Below are 15,698 nucleotides of genomic sequence, written 5' to 3' on the forward strand. Positions count from 1 at the left end.
CTGTTTTTACTAGTCGAGATTCGGTTTATAGAAGGAACGATTTTCCATAGCAAAGATTTTATTGGTCATTTCGCCAGGACCAATTAAGCCAAGTGCCGTTGTCATCATCATCATTTCTGCATCCAAATTATCGATCATATGAATAATCTCTGCTTCCATGATCTTTGGACGAACAGGACTACCGTATTCGAGCAAGCCATGGTGACTCAAGATCACATGGCGAAGAACGATGACATCTTCTTTTTGGTCATCAATCTTCAAGTCTTGCAAGACCTTGGTGATTTCTTCATCGATGAGTGCAATGTGGCCGATGAGGTTGCCTCGAACAGTGTATTCTGTATTTTCAGGCCCCGTCAACTCGATCACTTTGGCCAAATCGTGTAACATAATCCCTGCAAAGAGCAAGCTCTTATTCAACTGAGGATAGATATCACCGATACTATCTGCCAAGCGGACCATGGTCGCCGTATGATAAGCGAGACCTGCTTCAAAGGCATGGTGGTTGGTCTTAGCAGCTGGATAGCTATAAAACTCTTTCTCATATTTCCCATAGAGGGCCCGAACAATCCGTTGCCAGACCGGATTTTCAATTTTGAAAATCATGTTTGACAAGTATTCATGCAATTCTTTAGGATCTACTGGTGGTTTTTCCTTGAAGTCTGCTGGATTGTTGGGCTCTCCCGCTTGTGGCAAACGCATGTTCAATTGATTGACTTGCGGAGTATTATTGTAGACCTCCCGACGACCAGCCATATGGACCACACGCCCAGCTGTAAAGCTCTCTACATTGTGAGGTTGGGCGTCCCATAGTTTGCCTTCGATCGTACCAGTCTCATCCTGAAAGACAAAGGCGAGGTAGTTTTTCCCGGCCCGCGTTTGGCGCACTTCTGCTGACTTGATCAAATAGAATCCTTCGAACAATTCATCTTTTTTCATTTGGTTAATTTTGACCATCATCTTCTCCATCTTCTATATATACATCTAGTCCCAGCAGGTCCTCATCGCTTTCGATTTGGCGGAGTGTCCGCTCGATGGCACTGGTTCGTCTGGTTAGCAAATCATCAATATTATTGGAAGCATTCTTTAAATGGCGCTGAGTTTTGGCCAGAATCCCTCCAAACTTATGGAATTCTGATTTGACCGATCCCAACACCTTGCTAATGTCATCTGCACTCTTTTGGATGTTGAGCGTTTTAAAGCCAACAGACAAGGAATTCAAGAGGGCTGATAGCGTACTTGGACCAGCCACTAAAATTTGTTCGTCCCGACGCAAGCGATCGAAGAATTCTGGATTGCGAACCACTTCGGAATAGAGGCCTTCAGTTGGCAAAAAGAGAATTCCGAAATTCGTTGTCGCTGGTGGAAAGAGGTATTTTTGTTGGATATCCTTAGCAAAACGCTTGATACTAGCAAGAAGGGCCTTGCGGTAACGCTCGATCTCCTCTTTCTCTCCTGATTCATAAGCTTCTTCCAGACGATAGTAGTCTTCCAGTGGGAATTTAGAGTCAATTGGCAGATAGACTGGCTCCTCTCCTTGTCCTGGAAGCTTAATAGCATATTCCACGCGCTCACTGGATTGGGGAACGGTGACAAACTCCCGCTCATACTGGGCTGGGGTCAAGATATCTTCAATAATTTGGCCCAGCTGCAACTCGCCCATAATCCCACGCGTCTTGGTATTGGAGAGAACTTTATTAAGGGTTCCGACATCCCGCGCCACTGTCTGCATTTCTCCCAGCCCTTTGTTGACCGACTCCAATTGTTTTGAAACCGTCTCAAAGGAGGTCTGCAAGCGGTGCTGCAAGGTTTTCTCCAATTTTTCTTCTACCGTTTGGCGCATCTGTTCTAGCCGCACTTCATTGGACTCTTGGATCTGGCGCATACGCTCATCTGTTTTGTCCCGATTTTTAGTAAAGTGCTCATTCATCTCAGCGCGCAGAGCCGTCGTCTGCTGGTGGATCTCCACTCGCATCTCGGTTAAGCGATCTGTCAGGGCGATCTCTAACTGCTGATTGGCAATCTGGCTTGCTTGTCTTTCTTTTTCAAAACGATAGTCCAACTGGTCTGTCAAATGATCCTCATGGTCTTCCAGCATCTCTCGTAAAGCCGGTCTTGTGTCATCTGACCGTTGCAAGAGATAGATGAGGAGACCCAGATTGAGCAGGCCAATCAGAAGCAGAATGATATTCATATTAACCTCTGTCTTTACTATAAACAATGACAAGATAGCCACGGTCAAGACTCACTTGAATCGGTTGATCCAAAAATTCATTGGAGCCATACATGGCCTTCAAAAAATAATTCTCCTGATGGAGCGGATACTTGGCTCCTGTGATCTCTAGGTGGCCTTGTCCGACAGGCATAAAACCAACATAGGACATGGCTGGATCTGGCTGAATCTCATGGAAACCGGCTGGTCTGTAGATCAAGCGATTTTGACCGTCGACTAATTGGATCTGCTCCATGTAGGGAGCTAGGTCTGGATCGGTCGGCAAAAAGATATTGGACAAAAAGTGATCCAAGCGACCGCCAAAGGCACCATAAACGGTGACAGCAGCATCTGGATAGGCTTCAAAGACCGCTTTCAAGGCCAATTCCAAATCCGTATCGTTCTTTTCAGGGACGGATTGAACAACCTGCTTGGCTTGGGTTCGGATCTGGCGCAAATCTGTCTCAGAGACGGAATCGAAATCCCCCACAGCTATATCTAAAGGCAGACCTTGTTCCAGTAGCTTCAAACAGCCACCATCAACGCCTACATAAACGTCATGATCTTTTGGCAAGAGCGTGCTGTCACCTCCCGCCAGTATTGCGATGTTACCCATTTACTGCATCTCGGAGCGTTTGAACGCGCTCATTAACACCTCCATTAAAGACATAAGAGCCTGCTACAAAGACATTGGCCCCAGCTTCTTTGGCTTGGGAAATAGTTTGGCCATCAATTCCACCATCCACTTCGATATCAAAGTCGAAGCCTTTTTCTTCACGAAGAGCGGCTAATTCGCGCACCTTGTCCATGGTTTCCGGCAAGAAGGCTTGGCCACCGAATCCTGGATTAACGGTCATAACCAAGACTTGATCCACCAAGTTCAAGACATGTTTGATACTGTCTACAGGAGTCCCTGGGTTGATCACGACACTCGCCTTCACACCCGCTTGACGAATTTTTTGAAGAGCTCCGTGGATATGAGGAGTTGCTTCTACGTGGATGCTGATGATATCTGCTCCTGCACGGGCAAATTCTTCGATATGGTGTTCAGGATTGGTGACCATCAAGTGGCAATCAAAGACCAACTTGCTATGTGGACGCATGCTCTCTACGACACCAGCTCCAAAGCTGATATTTGGTACAAAATGGCCATCCATGACATCGATATGGGCATAGTCAGCTCCAGCTGCTTCTAAGCGTTTCAATTCACTTTCAAAATTGGCATAATCGGCACTCAAAATTGAGGGTGCAATTTTCATTGTTTTCATCGTTGTAGTGTCTCCTATTTTGGCATTTTTTTCGAAACTTTTTTATAGGTTTCGCGACGGTTTTCAATCTCACTTAGAAATTGCAAGTAATCCTCATAACGGAAAGGTGCAATTTCCTCTCTTTCAACGGCTGGTTTCACCGCACAAGCTGGCTCATGCGTGTGGGTACAGGTACGAAATTTACAAGAGTGGCTCACATCGGCGATCTCTGGGAAGGCTTGATTTAAATCTTCACTGGTTGTCACTTCATAATCAAGGGATGAAAAGCCAGGCGTATCTGCAATCTTTCCTCCATTTAAATGGTAAAAGCTGACAGCTCGGGTCGTGTGTCGACCGCGCCCCAGACTATCTGAAATCTCACCCGTTTCAAGCTCTAGATCCGGAGCGATTATATTGAGCAAGGTCGATTTTCCTACACCAGTCTGTCCCATAAAGACCGTGGTTTGATTGGTCAAAAGGGGCAAGAGTTCCTCAATTGACAAGACAAAATCATAGCCAATAGCCTGGTAGATTCCTTGGTAGTAGTGGACGTCTTCCATATCTTCTAACAAGTCTAGTTTGGAAATATAGACAATGGGATGAATCCCCTTGTGCTCCAAAAGAACCAGAAAACGGTCTAAAAGATTGGCGTTGAAATCTGGCTCCTTAGCCGACATGATCACTACTGCCTGATCAATATTGACAATAGGGGGGCGTACGAGGCTATTTTTTCGAGGCGCAATGCTCAAAATGTAGCCTTCTGAATTCTCTTCAGCTGAAAACTCCACCTGATCCCCCACATATGGAGTCTGTCCTTTTTTTCTAAAATTTCCACGAGCCCGTGTCTGGTAAATGTGACCGTCTGACTCCACGTAGTAGAAGCCAGCCAAGGCCTTGACGATGGTTCCTTGCAAATCGCACTCCTTTGAGATTAATACTCCTATTATACCAAAAAATGAGAAATAAGGCTGGATTGCTCAATAAGAAAAAACGAAAAGTGAACCTCTCCGGACGCTTTTAGAAACGAATAGGTTCGTTTTTTAAATGGATAGAAACAGAAGACGGAGTATCTGTTATGACTTGTCTTTTAGCAGAATTCGGGAAAGGGCACCTTCCTTTTTTTCCTTGGCATTTTTCCTAAAAAGTGTATAATAGAACTATGCGGAGGTGGTGGAACGGCAGACACGCATGCTTCAGGCGCATGTGCCCCTTCGGGCGTGAGGGTTCAAATCCCTTTCTCCGCATCTTGGAAAGGTGGCCCAGCTCGGTACGGCACCGGACTCGAAATCCGGCAAGTGGATTTTATTCACGCGCGGGTTCAAATCCCGTCCTTTCCTTACGATACAAATAAGCCATAGGTTATAACCTATGGCTTTTCTGTTATTTTATTCCTGCTTCTAGAAGGCCATCTGCTAGGCGAGCGAAGTCTTCTAAGCTAAGAGCTTCTCCTCGTACAGAAGGTTGCAGGCCTGCAGCTTGGATTCCTGCTTCCAGCTTGGCTTTGATTTCTTCGGTCTTGCCAAAGCGACTGGTCAAGTTGTTCCAAAGTGTTTTGCGGCGGTGGACAAAGCTAGCCTTGCTGACAGAGAAGAAGAAATCTTCATCCTTGACTGCTACTGCTGGCTCTTCGCGACGGACCATCTTGAGAATGGCAGAGTCGACGTTTGGTGCTGGCACAAAGACGGTGCGAGGTACAATAAAGGCTACCTTAGCAGTCATATAGTATTGGACTGCAATGGATAAAGAACCATAAGCCTTGGTGTTGGGCTCAGCCGAGATGCGGTCTGCTACCTCTTTTTGCATCATGACCACAAATTCTTGGAAAGGAATCTTGGATTCGATCAAGTGCATGAGGATTGGAGTTGTGATGTAGTAAGGAAGGTTAGCCACCACCTTGATCGGAAGGCCTGGATTTTTAAACTCTGCGATGTACTGGTTGAGGTCTACCTTGAGGATGTCTTGGTTGACAACCGTGACATTGTCAAAATCCCGCAAGGTATCCGCCAAAATGGGAACCAAGCGGTCATCGATCTCAAAGGCCATGACTTCTGCCGCATTTTCCGCCAAGAACTCAGTCAGTGCTCCAATTCCGGGACCGATTTCGATGACATTGACCTGCTGATCAATCTCAGCCGTATCCACAATTTTTTGAAGGATGTTGGTATCGGTCAAGAAGTTCTGACCGAAGGATTTTTTAAAGGTAAAACCGTGACGCTCCAGCACTGCCTTGGTCACGCTATAATCTGCAATTCTCATTTTTTCTCTTTTCTAATCAGTTTAGGGGTAAAGGATCCCCTCTACTTCCGTCTTAATAACTGGCCATGGCCTCTTCGACTTGGGCCAAACAAATTCCAAACAATTCCAAGCGTTTGATCAATTGCTTGCCATTGCAGTAGCCAATGCGCAAGGTTTCGCCTAGATATTCCCGCCGTTTGCGACTATCGCTTCCCATCAAAAGACCGAGACGCATCAAGTCGGTCTTTGTGATATCAAAGAAGTTTTCATCTTCGTAAGACCCGACCAGTCCAGCTAGGGCTTTTTCTAAGTCTTCAAAACTGGCATGCTCCACTCCAAGAGAACGCCCCTTGGTCTTGGATTTGGGGACTGCTTCACCACGATTTAAAAAGGCATGTTTGACCTGGGGCACCTCTTGCATAATGATCTTGCGAATTCGCTCACCATTATAGTCTGGATCGGTAAAGACAATGACCCCACGCAACTCTTGCAAGGTAGCAATTCGTTCCAAGTCATCCTGATCGATCGCAGAGCCTCGCGTTTCATAGGTATCCACCTCATAAAAACGACGGAGATTGGCTGTGTCGTCCTTGCCCTCCACGACAATCACTTCTGGTATTTTTCTTTTCTCAGTCAAGGCCAAATACCTTTCTTGCATTGTCATAGGTTGCCTGAGCCACTTCTTCTGTTGTTAAGCCACGTAGTTCTGCAATAAAATCTACCACATAACGAGTGTAGGCTGTTTTATTTTCCCGACCACGTTTGGGAACTGGTGCCAGGTAAGGAGCGTCTGTTTCAACCAAGATCTTGCCTAACGGAAGGCCAGTTGCCGCTTCTTGGACATCTGTGGCTTTCTTAAAGGTCACTACTCCAGAAAAAGAAATCATCATTCCTAGATCCATGAAGCGTTTCGCTTCTTCTAAACTTCCTGAGAAAGAATGCATGATCCCGCCGCGAGGCCCGACTCCTTCACTCTTGATGATGGCATAAGTATCTTCTAAAGCATCGCGTGTATGCACCACAAAGGGGAGATCCAAGTCTTTAGACAATTGAATCTGACGACGAAAAACCTTTTCTTGGACATCTTTTGGTGCTGTCATCCAGTGGTAATCCAGACCGATTTCTCCGAGTGCGACGACTTTGGGATGTTTTAGCTGTTCAAGTAAATAGGCCTCCACTTCAGGACTATAATCTCCCGCCTCAGTGGGGTGCCAACCAAGCGTGAGATAGAGTTCTGGGTACTGGTCTGCCAAGGCTATTCCTCGCTCAATCGTCGGTTTGTCAAAACCAACGATATTGTGAGCTACAACACCCATTTCCTTGGCCAAGTCGAGCTCTTCTTGTTCTTTTCCTGCGAATTCTTCCACATTGAGATGGGTGTGGGTATCAAAAATCTGCATGATCTTCCTTTTCTTCCGAGTTTTTCCTCTTTCTATTATAGCAGAAAGCGCCTCTAAATTCACTTTCGGACAAAACAAAAACCAGTAGTCTCGAGTTTCTACTGGTTTTTAGGTTTTTATCTGAATTACGCAGCCAAAACTTTGCGTCCTTTACGACGACGAGCTGCCAATACGCGACGACCATTTTTAGTTGCCATACGGTGACGGAAACCATGTTTGCGCGCACGACGAAGTTTACTTGGTTGATAAGTACGTTTCACGATGAATACCTCCTCATAGATTTTGTATTCGTTTAGCCGGCTAGTTGTGATCAGTTACTAAACATACTTTACTATTCTATCGGATTCGACTCTATTTGTCAATAGCTATGGCAAAATTGTTGCAAATACAGGTCGGAGAACACCTTTCTACACCTGACGGGTTGCCAAGTAATAGGGTTCCAGAGCCACCAGCGCCTCTTGCAACTGATCCAAGATATTCTCTAGGGAACTCTCCTCGACTAGAGAAACATCGTATTTGACGAGGACCTTACGAACCGCCCCTTCTGCTACTGCTTGTAGCAGATCATGGCGATTTTTTTCTGTTCCTTCTACCCTTTGACTCTCTCCATTTTTCTGGACGAAATAATAAACAGGCTGAGTGATAGGAAGGGTGAGAACCTTGTGTTGCTTTTGAAGACTCTGCTCGTCTTTTTTTCGCTCGATAAAGCTCACCTCTAAGGAAACTCCAAAATCAGCTGCATCCCCATAAAGTCTCAGGGCAAACATGGGCTCTGCCATCGTCCCTTCTCCTTTTAGATAGGCCCAAAAATGAGGCCGCAAGACCTGAGCCTGGTTCATCCATTGGCTGGTCCGATCCTGCTCCAAGTAAGAGTGACGCTGCTGAAAGGCCGAGACTAAATCGGTGAATTCCTTACGAGCCGCTTGAGCTAGGGCACGATACCGCTCCATCTCTGAGGCTAGCCCCCCTGCCTTTGCTGGAGCCTGGTATTTCATTCCTTGAAGCTTTAAAAACTCTTGAATCGCTGCTAATGCCATCTGCTTCCTTTCTAAAGCTAAAAAAGGAGAGATCGGCTCAATCCCGTCTCTCCCTTATGGGAAATAATAGCTAGATTATCCTTCGATGTCTACCACTACGTAACGGTTTGGTTCTTCCCCTTCAGAGTAGCTAGTGACTCCTTCCATCTTAGAGACGATCCGGTGAATGATCTTGCGTTCACTGTTTGACATCGGATCTGTCTGTTGGGCTTGCCCGTCTTCAAGGGCACGCGTTGCCAACTTCTGAGCATAGCTTTGAAGAACTTCTGCCCGGTGTTCTACATAGTCATTCACATTAATGGTAATGTAAAAATTCTTTGAGTAGCGGTTATAGAGGTAATTTTGTGCCAAAAGTTGAAGAGCCTTCAAGACTTTTCCGTGGTAACCAATGACACGTCCTGGCTCATTGGTATCAATTTGCATATTGACTGTACGGCGGTTGTGACTACTTGAGATGGTCGCATCCACATCCATTTCATCGACCACTGTTTGAACATAGGCTGTCACATCAGCTACGACTTCTTCGATATTGTAGTTTTCCTCTACCTCAATACCAAGATTTGAGAAATCAGATTCGCTTGATTCTTTTGTCGCTGGTTCTTTGACTTTTTCAAGGATATGTTCATGTCCTTTTTCTTCAAGAACAGTATCTGCTTCTTTGTCATGTTTCAGGATTTCTGTCTTGATTTCTTCAGAGACAACTTCTCCTTCTTCTTCGACCTTTTTGATCGCTGCAACGACGCGTCCAAGATCGACCGTTGCTTCGCTCACCGTCTTAACCGGTTCATTTTGCGCATTGATCTCATCTGGGACACCTTTGACAGCTTTTTGATTGGCTTTTACAACAGTTGTTTCTGCAATGGGCTCAATCTCTACTTGGGCTGGTTTTTTCCCAAACAAGCCAAGAAAACCTTTCTTTTCACGCGCTACAACCGTAATATGTGCCTTCATACGAGGAATATCTAAATCGTTCAGACCTTTTTGAATCGCTTCTTCAACAGTTGCTCCAGTATATAGGACCATATGTCCACCTCTTTCTTATTTTTTCTTTTTCTGTGCTTTGTTTAGGGCACGGCGTTTTTGTTTTTCCATGTCGCGCGAAGCTTGCTCTTTTGCTTCACGCTCTGCAATAATCTTGAAGGGGTTGTTCAAGAGATAGGTTTGCCCGACTTGGTAAGCATTGGAAGTCACCCAGTATAGTGCGACCCCGCTGGCTGAGAACAAGGCAAAGAAGAAGATCATCACAGGCATCACATACATCATGGTTGTCGCACTACCATTGCGCTCTGGCATGGCTTTATTGGTCAACCAACTGCTGAAAAATGTGAAGAGTGCTGCAAGAACCGGCAAGATATAAGTCGGGTCGATCGCGCCAAGGTCCAACCAGAGGAAGTGACCGACTTTAAGGAATTCGACACGGCTCAGCGCTTGGAACAAGGCCATCAAGACCGGCATCTGGATTAAGAGAGGAAGGAAGGCTGAAGACGTTTTGACACCTTTTTCCTTGTATAGGGCCCGCATCTCTTCGGAAAGCTTGGTCCGGCTATCAAGATCCTTCCCAGGATACTTAGCTTGCAATTCCTTGAGGAGGGGTTGAATTTCCTGCATTTTGCGGGTTGAATTCATTTGATATTGGAAGAGAGGCAAGAGGACCGTCCGTATGACAATGGTAAAGACGATAATCCCTACACCGATACTTCCGCCAAAGGACAAGAAGCGGATGGCTTCCGCAAAGAAGTAGACGAAGCGTTCCCAACCACCTGTCGATTCGGCTGTCACTTGAGAGGTCCCACAAGCTGTCAAGACCATTAAGGCCACTCCTAATAATCCAGTTAACTTCAGTTTCTTTTTCACATTATTCCCTTTCTTGGTAGACATGCGCTAATTTTAAGACATGTACAAGATTTTTCTCTACTTGATGGAAGTCGAGCTCCTCCACTCCTTTACGAGCAATGACGACAAAATCATCGGTCGTAAGGCAGGCTTGGTGTTTGATTAAAACATGGCGAATCAAACGTTTGATGCGATTTCTAGTCACAGCATTTCCTAGTTTCTTACTAACAGACAGGCCGACTCGAAAATGCGGTTGGTCTTTGCGCAGGCGGTAAACAACGAATTTCCGATTGGCAACATTTTGACCACTTTTAAAAATAGCATTAAAATCTTTGTCACGTTTGACGCGGTAGCTTTTTTTCAAACCTCAACTCCCTCTTTTAAATTTATTCTATTATACCATATTTTCAAAAAAAACCAATCTCACTCAGGAAATCAGTTGCTACTTAAATACAGATAAAAGCAAAGGCAAGGTGTAGTAGAGATTGAGCAAGATATGAGCCAAAATAGGAGCAAGGAGCGTCTGACTCCGATAATACAGGATCCCAAAAATCACACTCGGCAGGAGATAGAGGATAGAAGCTCCTAGCGAAAAGGGAGTGTGGAGAAAATGTAGGCCACTGTAGATGAGGGCTGGAAGCCAAATCTCTGCATAGAGTTTCCAGCCTTTGAAGTAGGCATTTACCAAGGCTCCACGAAAGATCAGCTCTTCTGTCACCGGCCGGATGATAACCATTGCGATCACTAGGATAAGCACCCCTGTGGGGCTAATTTCCCGTGGAAACAGGCTCAAAACGGCTGCCCGTCCTTGAACAAAACCACTGATGAAGTAGTCCAACCAGTAAACCAAACAGGCCGCAAAAACGGCTTCTATCAGAGCTTGAAGAGGGTTCTTCCCCAGCTTAAACTGCGCTTTTTTAGAAAAACGATAGACCAAAAATCCTGTAAAGACTGCATAGAGGCCTTCTAGGCCAAATAAGGTCCAATAATAGCTATTAGCGCTTGCTACACTATTGGAGACATACTGGGCCAAAGGGCGAAATTGAGGCCGAACATAAAAATAAAACAAGAGCAGAAAGAGGGGATAAAGCAGTGAGAGCTTTCCTTTGATGAATTTCATAGATACCTTTCCTATAAAGTATGACAAATCGTATAGTGCATCTTACCATAATCGTGACAAGGTTTCAATGAAAAAGGATGCCTTCCTACTCTCTGAGATAAGCTACATAACCACCTAGGACAGCGACTAAAATCAAGAGACAAAGAAGAGTTTCCAGCCATACGAGAGCTGTCAAGAAAGGTAGTTGCAACAAGCCTTGGGCCATTTTCAAAGAGGTCGCTGTGATGACTGTTGGAAAGGTCAGGGCTGAAAAAGCAGGTTGAAAACCTTCTTTGATCATTTTCGGTAGGCGCGTCAAAACAAAGAAATAAAAACCTTGCGAGGCCACCACCATGATCAGTAAGAACCAGGTGGGCAGGCTTGCTCCACCCACACGAACCAGGGCTGCTAAAAGAAGAGAAAAGGGAGCACAATAGATGCCTTCTTGGCCCAACAGATGACTGGGTAAAGGGGACTGCTTCAAATCATGATAGATAAGGGGATAAAGAAGAAAGGTCAAACCAAAACCAATCACTAAAGCGAGATAAGCAATCTCTCTTATTCCCACAACAGGATAGGTCAAAGCTGCTACTGCAATGCCCACATAGAGAACGGTCCAACTGGGAGTGGCATTGGCTCTTGGTCGCGCTAGGACATGGGTCTTGGTAAAATAGAGAATTAAGCCCAGATCCAAGAGAAAGGCAGACCACCAGACCAACTGTGATAGACCTCCAAAGGTGGGGAAGAGGCGTAAAAGATAGGTGGATAGAATCATCCCTGCCATGGGAAAGGTCGCCATCCCAGATAAAAGGGCTGGTTGTCGGAGTTCTATCTTGGTTTCTTGCCAGCGAATTGCATGATAAACGACAAAGAAAAACCAGAAGAACAAACCTGTCAGACTAAAGGCATGGGCAAGGAAGGGTAGCGAGTCCGCAAGAAGGTTTCCAGCGCCAACCAATCCTAACAGACAGCCTGAAAATACTAAGGGGATCTTTTTCATAGGAAGCTCCAATCATGTTGTCGCTTTCAGTATACCATAAAAGAGAAGGAAGCAGGATAAAAAAGAGAGTGGGACAGAAATCGGTAATTCGTTAGAATTCGATTTCGTCGCCCCACCTCCGCACAGTTGTGTAGGGCTGTAAAAGCTGATGAAATCAGCGTAGTAGAGCCCAGTCAACCGCTGCGTCTTGCTCGACAATTCAAAGATAACTGAGAGGCTAGGACTTTTGTCCCAGCCTCATCAAATTGTAGATATCTCTTTAATTTTTTAAGTATCATTTAGGTTGCATTAGGTAAGAAACAGATGGATTACATTCTAAAAGAAGTTGGAGAATACCAACTTCTTTTTTATCTATTCTATTAAAAACTAGGCCTGTACGACCATCATATAAAGAAATAAGGATACGAGAAAGACGATGCTAACAACAAGGGTCGCTAGCTTGAGTCCACGGTGGGAGCGCCAGTAACTTGGCTTTCCTAGGTTACTGGTCGCATCTGTTGAAAGCGATTGTTGTTGGCGAGGCTGCAAGGTGATCAGAACCACAAGAGCGAGGGATAAGATCGAGATCCCGATTGCAAATACCATTTCCATCTTAGGATCCTCCTAACACTCTGAAGAGGGTAAAAATAACTCCCAGCAGAATCACCAAACCAATGATCACATTAAAAGTAACATTGATCTTTTCAGAACGTGTCGTCTTTTCTTTTTCGGCAGGACGGCGTTTGAGAGACTCCATCCTTCCTTCTACTTCTTTGTAAAATAAATCTTTCTTACGATCACTCACTGTGTCCACCTATCCCTTCTTGCAAGCGAGCTTTGAAAACAGCTGGCTCAACGCTACTTGATTGAGCAATTTGTTGCGCAACGGCTTCTCTGTAGTTATCCACAGATTGGTAGATTTCCTGGATGCGGGCCACCATATCTGCTTCTTTTCCTTGATCAAAGATATTGGCTTGTGCGAGGAAGTGGCGGTCATGCAGGGTATGGCTAAAGGCAAGGATAACTTGCTGGTGTTCGAAGGCCTTGCGAACAATGCCTTGTACCTCTGCATAGTGGTTGATATCCAGATAAATACTAGAGACCTTAAGCAACTCTTTGATCCGCTCTTGACTGATATTTTGGTACAAGACCACATTTGGATAGCGGACCATAGACAAGAGGCTCGCAGACATCTCCGTCAAAGCTGCTACACGGAAGGTCACATTTGGCAAGTTCTCTACTAGGTAGGTCAAGGCTTCGATCTGATCCGAATTGGTCAAGACAAAGGCGTCTTTACGGATATCGTCTTTCACCTTGAAATCATACAGGTAGCCAAGAGGTCCAAAATAGCTATGCTGATCTTGCGAGGTCAACTGCAAAGCGCGATGATAGGTAGCGTTTTGCGGAATCAAGATCTTCTTGGTCCGGATTTCTGGGCTCTTTAGAATCAACTGCATATTGCCCGGAAGGCTGTCGTGAAGAGGTTCTTGCCACACCAGGACGTCGCGTCCTTTGATGCCTTTATTGCCCAGCTGGAGACTAATGCTAAAGGAGGTAGCCAGCGTATTGTAGACTAAACCATCTAAATCAAAACCACGATACTCTAGATAAAAGACAAAGTAATCTAAGCGATTCTTGAAAATCCGCATGGGTTGATGGTCCAAGGTCAAGATCAAATCCCCTGTTTGGTGATTTTCTGTCAAGCGCTCGGTATCCCCTTCAAAATAAGTGGTCACCAAATGCTGACCTTGATCACCACAAGTCGTTACAGCAATCTTACGACCGTATTGGTCATAGTGCTCAATCATGACCACTTGCCCCTTATCATCTAACCACTCTAAGCGCTCGACGATGCGTTTATAGGAAGCAGCATGGTACACAATTCGAGCTTTTTCCTGACCATAGTAGGTCACTTTTCCCGAACTGTTATCCCCAGAAACTTCCCAGAAATCAGGCACTGGAACTTCATTAAAGTAGCGTCCGCGCTTCTCTCCTTTTGCTTGTCCTAAGAAATAGATAAAGGGAGATTCGACACCGTCTGGTAAGAAACCATTTGGCTCCAAAACAACGGTCGGGTGGTCAAAGCCAGACTCTTTCATGGAGTGGAGCAAGTCTTGGCTTTCACGAGAATAACTATCAAATACGTTCAGCATGTGTCACCTCTTCTATCAATTGTGCCCAAGCTTCTTCTACTCGGCTGGTCAAAAAGTCTTCTGCACGCGCATAAGATGCTTGACGCATGCTGGCTAGATCATCCTTTTTGTATAGCTGGATGATTTTCTCCGCAAAGGCAGAAGCAATCTGGTCGACCACTTGATCTGCTGAAGGCGGAATGAGATAGCCATTTTTACCTTCTGTGACAAAGGTTTGGTTGCCATAAGGAACATCAAAACCGATGATCGGAAGTCCAGAACCAATCGCCTCCATCAAGGTCAACCCAAAGCCTTCGCTGGTCGACGCGGACAGGTAAACCTCATAGTTCTTATAAATTTCCTCTAAATTGGCATGCCCTTTGAGGTGGATATAATCTGCTGCCCCCAATTCATCAATCAGAGAGCGCAACTTGCCTTCTTCTCCACCTTTTCCATAGATGTCAAAAGACAGTTCTGGCAATTCTTTTTTGGCGCGAACCACTGCTCGCACCAACCAGTCAATATGCTTTTCTGTCGCCAAACGAGAGGCAGTAATCATAGAAAATGGGGTGCGATTTTCGTTTTGTGGCAAGCTTGCAAGGCTTCCAACTGGAATGGTATAGATAGCCGGCTGATGGTTGGTGTATTTGGCAAACTGCTCGGCTAAGATTTCTTTTTGGCGGTCAGTCGCGACAATAAAGAAGTCTACCTTATCTGCATTGGTAAATTGGTACTCGTAGTAGTTATTCCACAGGATATACTGATCATCGACATTATTGGCGCTGAAGTGCTCGGCATGGACGACCACACCTAGACGCGCTTTTTGCGCTTCTTCAAAAATGGGCTGCCCGATATTGGTTTCCCGATCCAAAATCACCAAATCTTGTTTGGTCAATTGAAGGGTCTGCATGAAGTAGCGAATCAGTTCTTGGCGACCAACCAGATAACGATCTGGGAAACGATAGATTTCGCGGCCATCTGCCATCTGCATGCTGTAGGCAACCGTCCCGTCCTCATTGTAAAAACGGCGCTCAATCAAGTTGGCTTGGTTGTTCTTGGGAATGAAGTACTCCGTACAATAGCGGGCATAGGAGAAATAATCCTTTCTCACCAAGATCCCTCTAGACACATACTCGCAACGCTCTACATAAGGACTGTTTTCTGAGCGCAGGTAGCAGGTCAAAAAATTGTCCTGGTCTTCATAAAAGAAGCGCTTGATCTTGCCATCGACTTCTTCGCGCGTCGGTTTCCCGGCAAAACCTGCTAAGACCTGGTCAATGGTATAGGTCGTTGGTGCAATCTTAATATCTGTAAAATGGCTGTAGAGCCAGATGATTTCATCATTTTTAAAACCGATATTTTCTGTCAAATGCTGGATATTATCGGCTAGAATCATATCCATAAAAACAAATTTAGCTGGTTGATGGATATTGCGTAACAACTGGGCCCGGTAGGCCTGAGCGTACTCAACACCACTGCTGGCCCAACCGATTCCAAGGTTGATATTGTATACTGTCATAATGTCCT

Annotated in this window: 19 protein-coding genes and 2 tRNA genes; 2 read left to right on the forward strand and 19 right to left on the reverse strand. The window is 45.3% G+C overall.

The genetic code is table 11. The annotated features are described in order from the left end of the window. Nucleotides 1-9: 9 nt before the first annotated feature. Genes HMPREF2686_RS04705 through rsgA form a run of 5 tightly spaced genes read right to left on the reverse strand, consistent with a single transcriptional unit; the run spans nt 10 to nt 4,370 of the window. Nucleotides 10-954 (reverse strand): 3'-5' exoribonuclease YhaM family protein, encoded by a 945-nt coding sequence (locus HMPREF2686_RS04705; RefSeq protein ID WP_070449412.1) that lies wholly within the window; start codon nt 952-954, stop codon nt 10-12. Continuing rightward, the gene (locus HMPREF2686_RS04710; RefSeq protein WP_003012406.1) at nt 941-2,191 is read right to left on the reverse strand and encodes a DNA recombination protein RmuC; all 1,251 of its coding nucleotides are present in this window, start codon (nt 2,189-2,191) and stop codon (nt 941-943) included. The genes HMPREF2686_RS04705 and HMPREF2686_RS04710 overlap by 14 nt, the downstream gene beginning before the upstream one ends. Before the next feature lies 1 nt (nt 2,192). After that, nucleotides 2,193-2,825 (reverse strand): thiamine diphosphokinase, encoded by a 633-nt coding sequence (locus tag HMPREF2686_RS04715; RefSeq protein WP_070449414.1) that lies wholly within the window; start codon nt 2,823-2,825, stop codon nt 2,193-2,195. Then, nucleotides 2,818-3,477 carry a ribulose-phosphate 3-epimerase gene (rpe, locus tag HMPREF2686_RS04720; protein WP_070449415.1) on the reverse strand — a complete coding sequence of 220 codons (660 nt, stop codon included), beginning with the start codon at nt 3,475-3,477 and terminating at the stop codon, nt 2,818-2,820. The genes HMPREF2686_RS04715 and rpe overlap by 8 nt, the downstream gene beginning before the upstream one ends. Nucleotides 3,478-3,491: 14 nt before the next feature. After that, nucleotides 3,492-4,370 (reverse strand): ribosome small subunit-dependent GTPase A, encoded by an 879-nt coding sequence (gene rsgA, locus HMPREF2686_RS04725; protein WP_070449417.1) that lies wholly within the window; start codon nt 4,368-4,370, stop codon nt 3,492-3,494. Nucleotides 4,371-4,617: 247 nt separating this feature from the next. Between rsgA and HMPREF2686_RS04730 the strand changes: the two genes are divergently transcribed. Further along, nucleotides 4,618-4,700, forward strand: a tRNA-Leu gene (locus tag HMPREF2686_RS04730). Nucleotides 4,701-4,704: 4 nt separating this feature from the next. Beyond that, a tRNA-Ser gene (locus HMPREF2686_RS04735) sits at nt 4,705-4,793 on the forward strand. 43 nt (nt 4,794-4,836) lie between these two features. On the opposite strand, the gene rsmA is transcribed toward HMPREF2686_RS04735, so the two are convergent. The 14 genes from rsmA to gtfA form a co-directional block, all read right to left on the reverse strand. Continuing rightward, entirely contained in the window at nt 4,837-5,712 is an 876-nt protein-coding gene (gene rsmA, locus HMPREF2686_RS04740) for a 16S rRNA (adenine(1518)-N(6)/adenine(1519)-N(6))-dimethyltransferase RsmA (RefSeq protein WP_070449418.1), read from the reverse strand. Between the two features lie 52 nt (nt 5,713-5,764). Continuing rightward, entirely contained in the window at nt 5,765-6,349 is a 585-nt protein-coding gene (rnmV, locus tag HMPREF2686_RS04745) for a ribonuclease M5 (protein WP_186822863.1), read from the reverse strand. Then, nucleotides 6,321-7,091: a TatD family hydrolase gene (locus tag HMPREF2686_RS04750; RefSeq protein WP_070449422.1), complete on the reverse strand. Its 771-nt coding sequence runs from the start codon at nt 7,089-7,091 to the stop codon at nt 6,321-6,323. The genes rnmV and HMPREF2686_RS04750 overlap by 29 nt, the downstream gene beginning before the upstream one ends. A 125-nt stretch (nt 7,092-7,216) precedes the next feature. Then, nucleotides 7,217-7,351, reverse strand: a complete 135-nt coding sequence (gene rpmH / locus HMPREF2686_RS04755; protein ID WP_003003086.1) for a 50S ribosomal protein L34 — start codon at nt 7,349-7,351, stop codon at nt 7,217-7,219. Nucleotides 7,352-7,498: 147 nt separating this feature from the next. Continuing rightward, nucleotides 7,499-8,128 carry a ribonuclease P gene (locus HMPREF2686_RS04760; RefSeq protein WP_070449424.1) on the reverse strand — a complete coding sequence of 210 codons (630 nt, stop codon included), beginning with the start codon at nt 8,126-8,128 and terminating at the stop codon, nt 7,499-7,501. A gap of 75 nt (nt 8,129-8,203) precedes the next feature. Then, nucleotides 8,204-9,151, reverse strand: coding sequence for an RNA-binding cell elongation regulator Jag/EloR (jag, locus tag HMPREF2686_RS04765; protein ID WP_037615603.1), 948 nt, complete (start codon nt 9,149-9,151; stop codon nt 8,204-8,206). A 15-nt stretch (nt 9,152-9,166) separates the two neighbouring features. Then, on the reverse strand, nt 9,167-9,982 hold the full coding sequence (locus tag HMPREF2686_RS04770) for a YidC/Oxa1 family membrane protein insertase (protein WP_070449514.1): 816 nt from the start codon (nt 9,980-9,982) through the stop codon (nt 9,167-9,169). 1 nt (nt 9,983) lies between these two features. Beyond that, nucleotides 9,984-10,325: a ribonuclease P protein component gene (gene rnpA, locus HMPREF2686_RS04775; RefSeq protein WP_070449427.1), complete on the reverse strand. Its 342-nt coding sequence runs from the start codon at nt 10,323-10,325 to the stop codon at nt 9,984-9,986. Nucleotides 10,326-10,403: 78 nt separating this feature from the next. Next, nucleotides 10,404-11,081, reverse strand: coding sequence for a CPBP family intramembrane glutamic endopeptidase (locus HMPREF2686_RS04780; RefSeq protein WP_070449430.1), 678 nt, complete (start codon nt 11,079-11,081; stop codon nt 10,404-10,406). 85 nt (nt 11,082-11,166) lie between these two features. Next, nucleotides 11,167-12,060, reverse strand: coding sequence for a TDT family transporter (locus HMPREF2686_RS04785; RefSeq protein ID WP_049506556.1), 894 nt, complete (start codon nt 12,058-12,060; stop codon nt 11,167-11,169). Between the two features lie 366 nt (nt 12,061-12,426). Next, nucleotides 12,427-12,651 carry an accessory Sec system protein Asp5 gene (locus HMPREF2686_RS04790; RefSeq protein ID WP_003003038.1) on the reverse strand — a complete coding sequence of 75 codons (225 nt, stop codon included), beginning with the start codon at nt 12,649-12,651 and terminating at the stop codon, nt 12,427-12,429. A gap of 1 nt (nt 12,652) precedes the next feature. Then, a complete protein-coding gene (gene asp4 / locus HMPREF2686_RS04795) occupies nt 12,653-12,844 on the reverse strand; it encodes an accessory Sec system protein Asp4 (RefSeq protein ID WP_003003066.1) in 192 nt (63 codons plus the stop codon). Further along, nucleotides 12,837-14,192: an accessory Sec system glycosylation chaperone GtfB gene (gene gtfB / locus HMPREF2686_RS04800; protein WP_049506666.1), complete on the reverse strand. Its 1,356-nt coding sequence runs from the start codon at nt 14,190-14,192 to the stop codon at nt 12,837-12,839. The genes asp4 and gtfB overlap by 8 nt, the downstream gene beginning before the upstream one ends. Further along, nucleotides 14,176-15,690 carry an accessory Sec system glycosyltransferase GtfA gene (gtfA, locus tag HMPREF2686_RS04805; protein WP_049506665.1) on the reverse strand — a complete coding sequence of 505 codons (1,515 nt, stop codon included), beginning with the start codon at nt 15,688-15,690 and terminating at the stop codon, nt 14,176-14,178. Before gtfA ends, gtfB begins: the two co-directional genes overlap by 17 nt. Between the last annotated feature and the right edge of the window lie 8 nt (nt 15,691-15,698).

This window comes from Streptococcus sp. HMSC057G03 (assembly GCF_001808745.1).
In the GTDB taxonomy this organism is placed as follows: Bacteria; Bacillota; Bacilli; order Lactobacillales; family Streptococcaceae; genus Streptococcus; species Streptococcus parasanguinis_Z.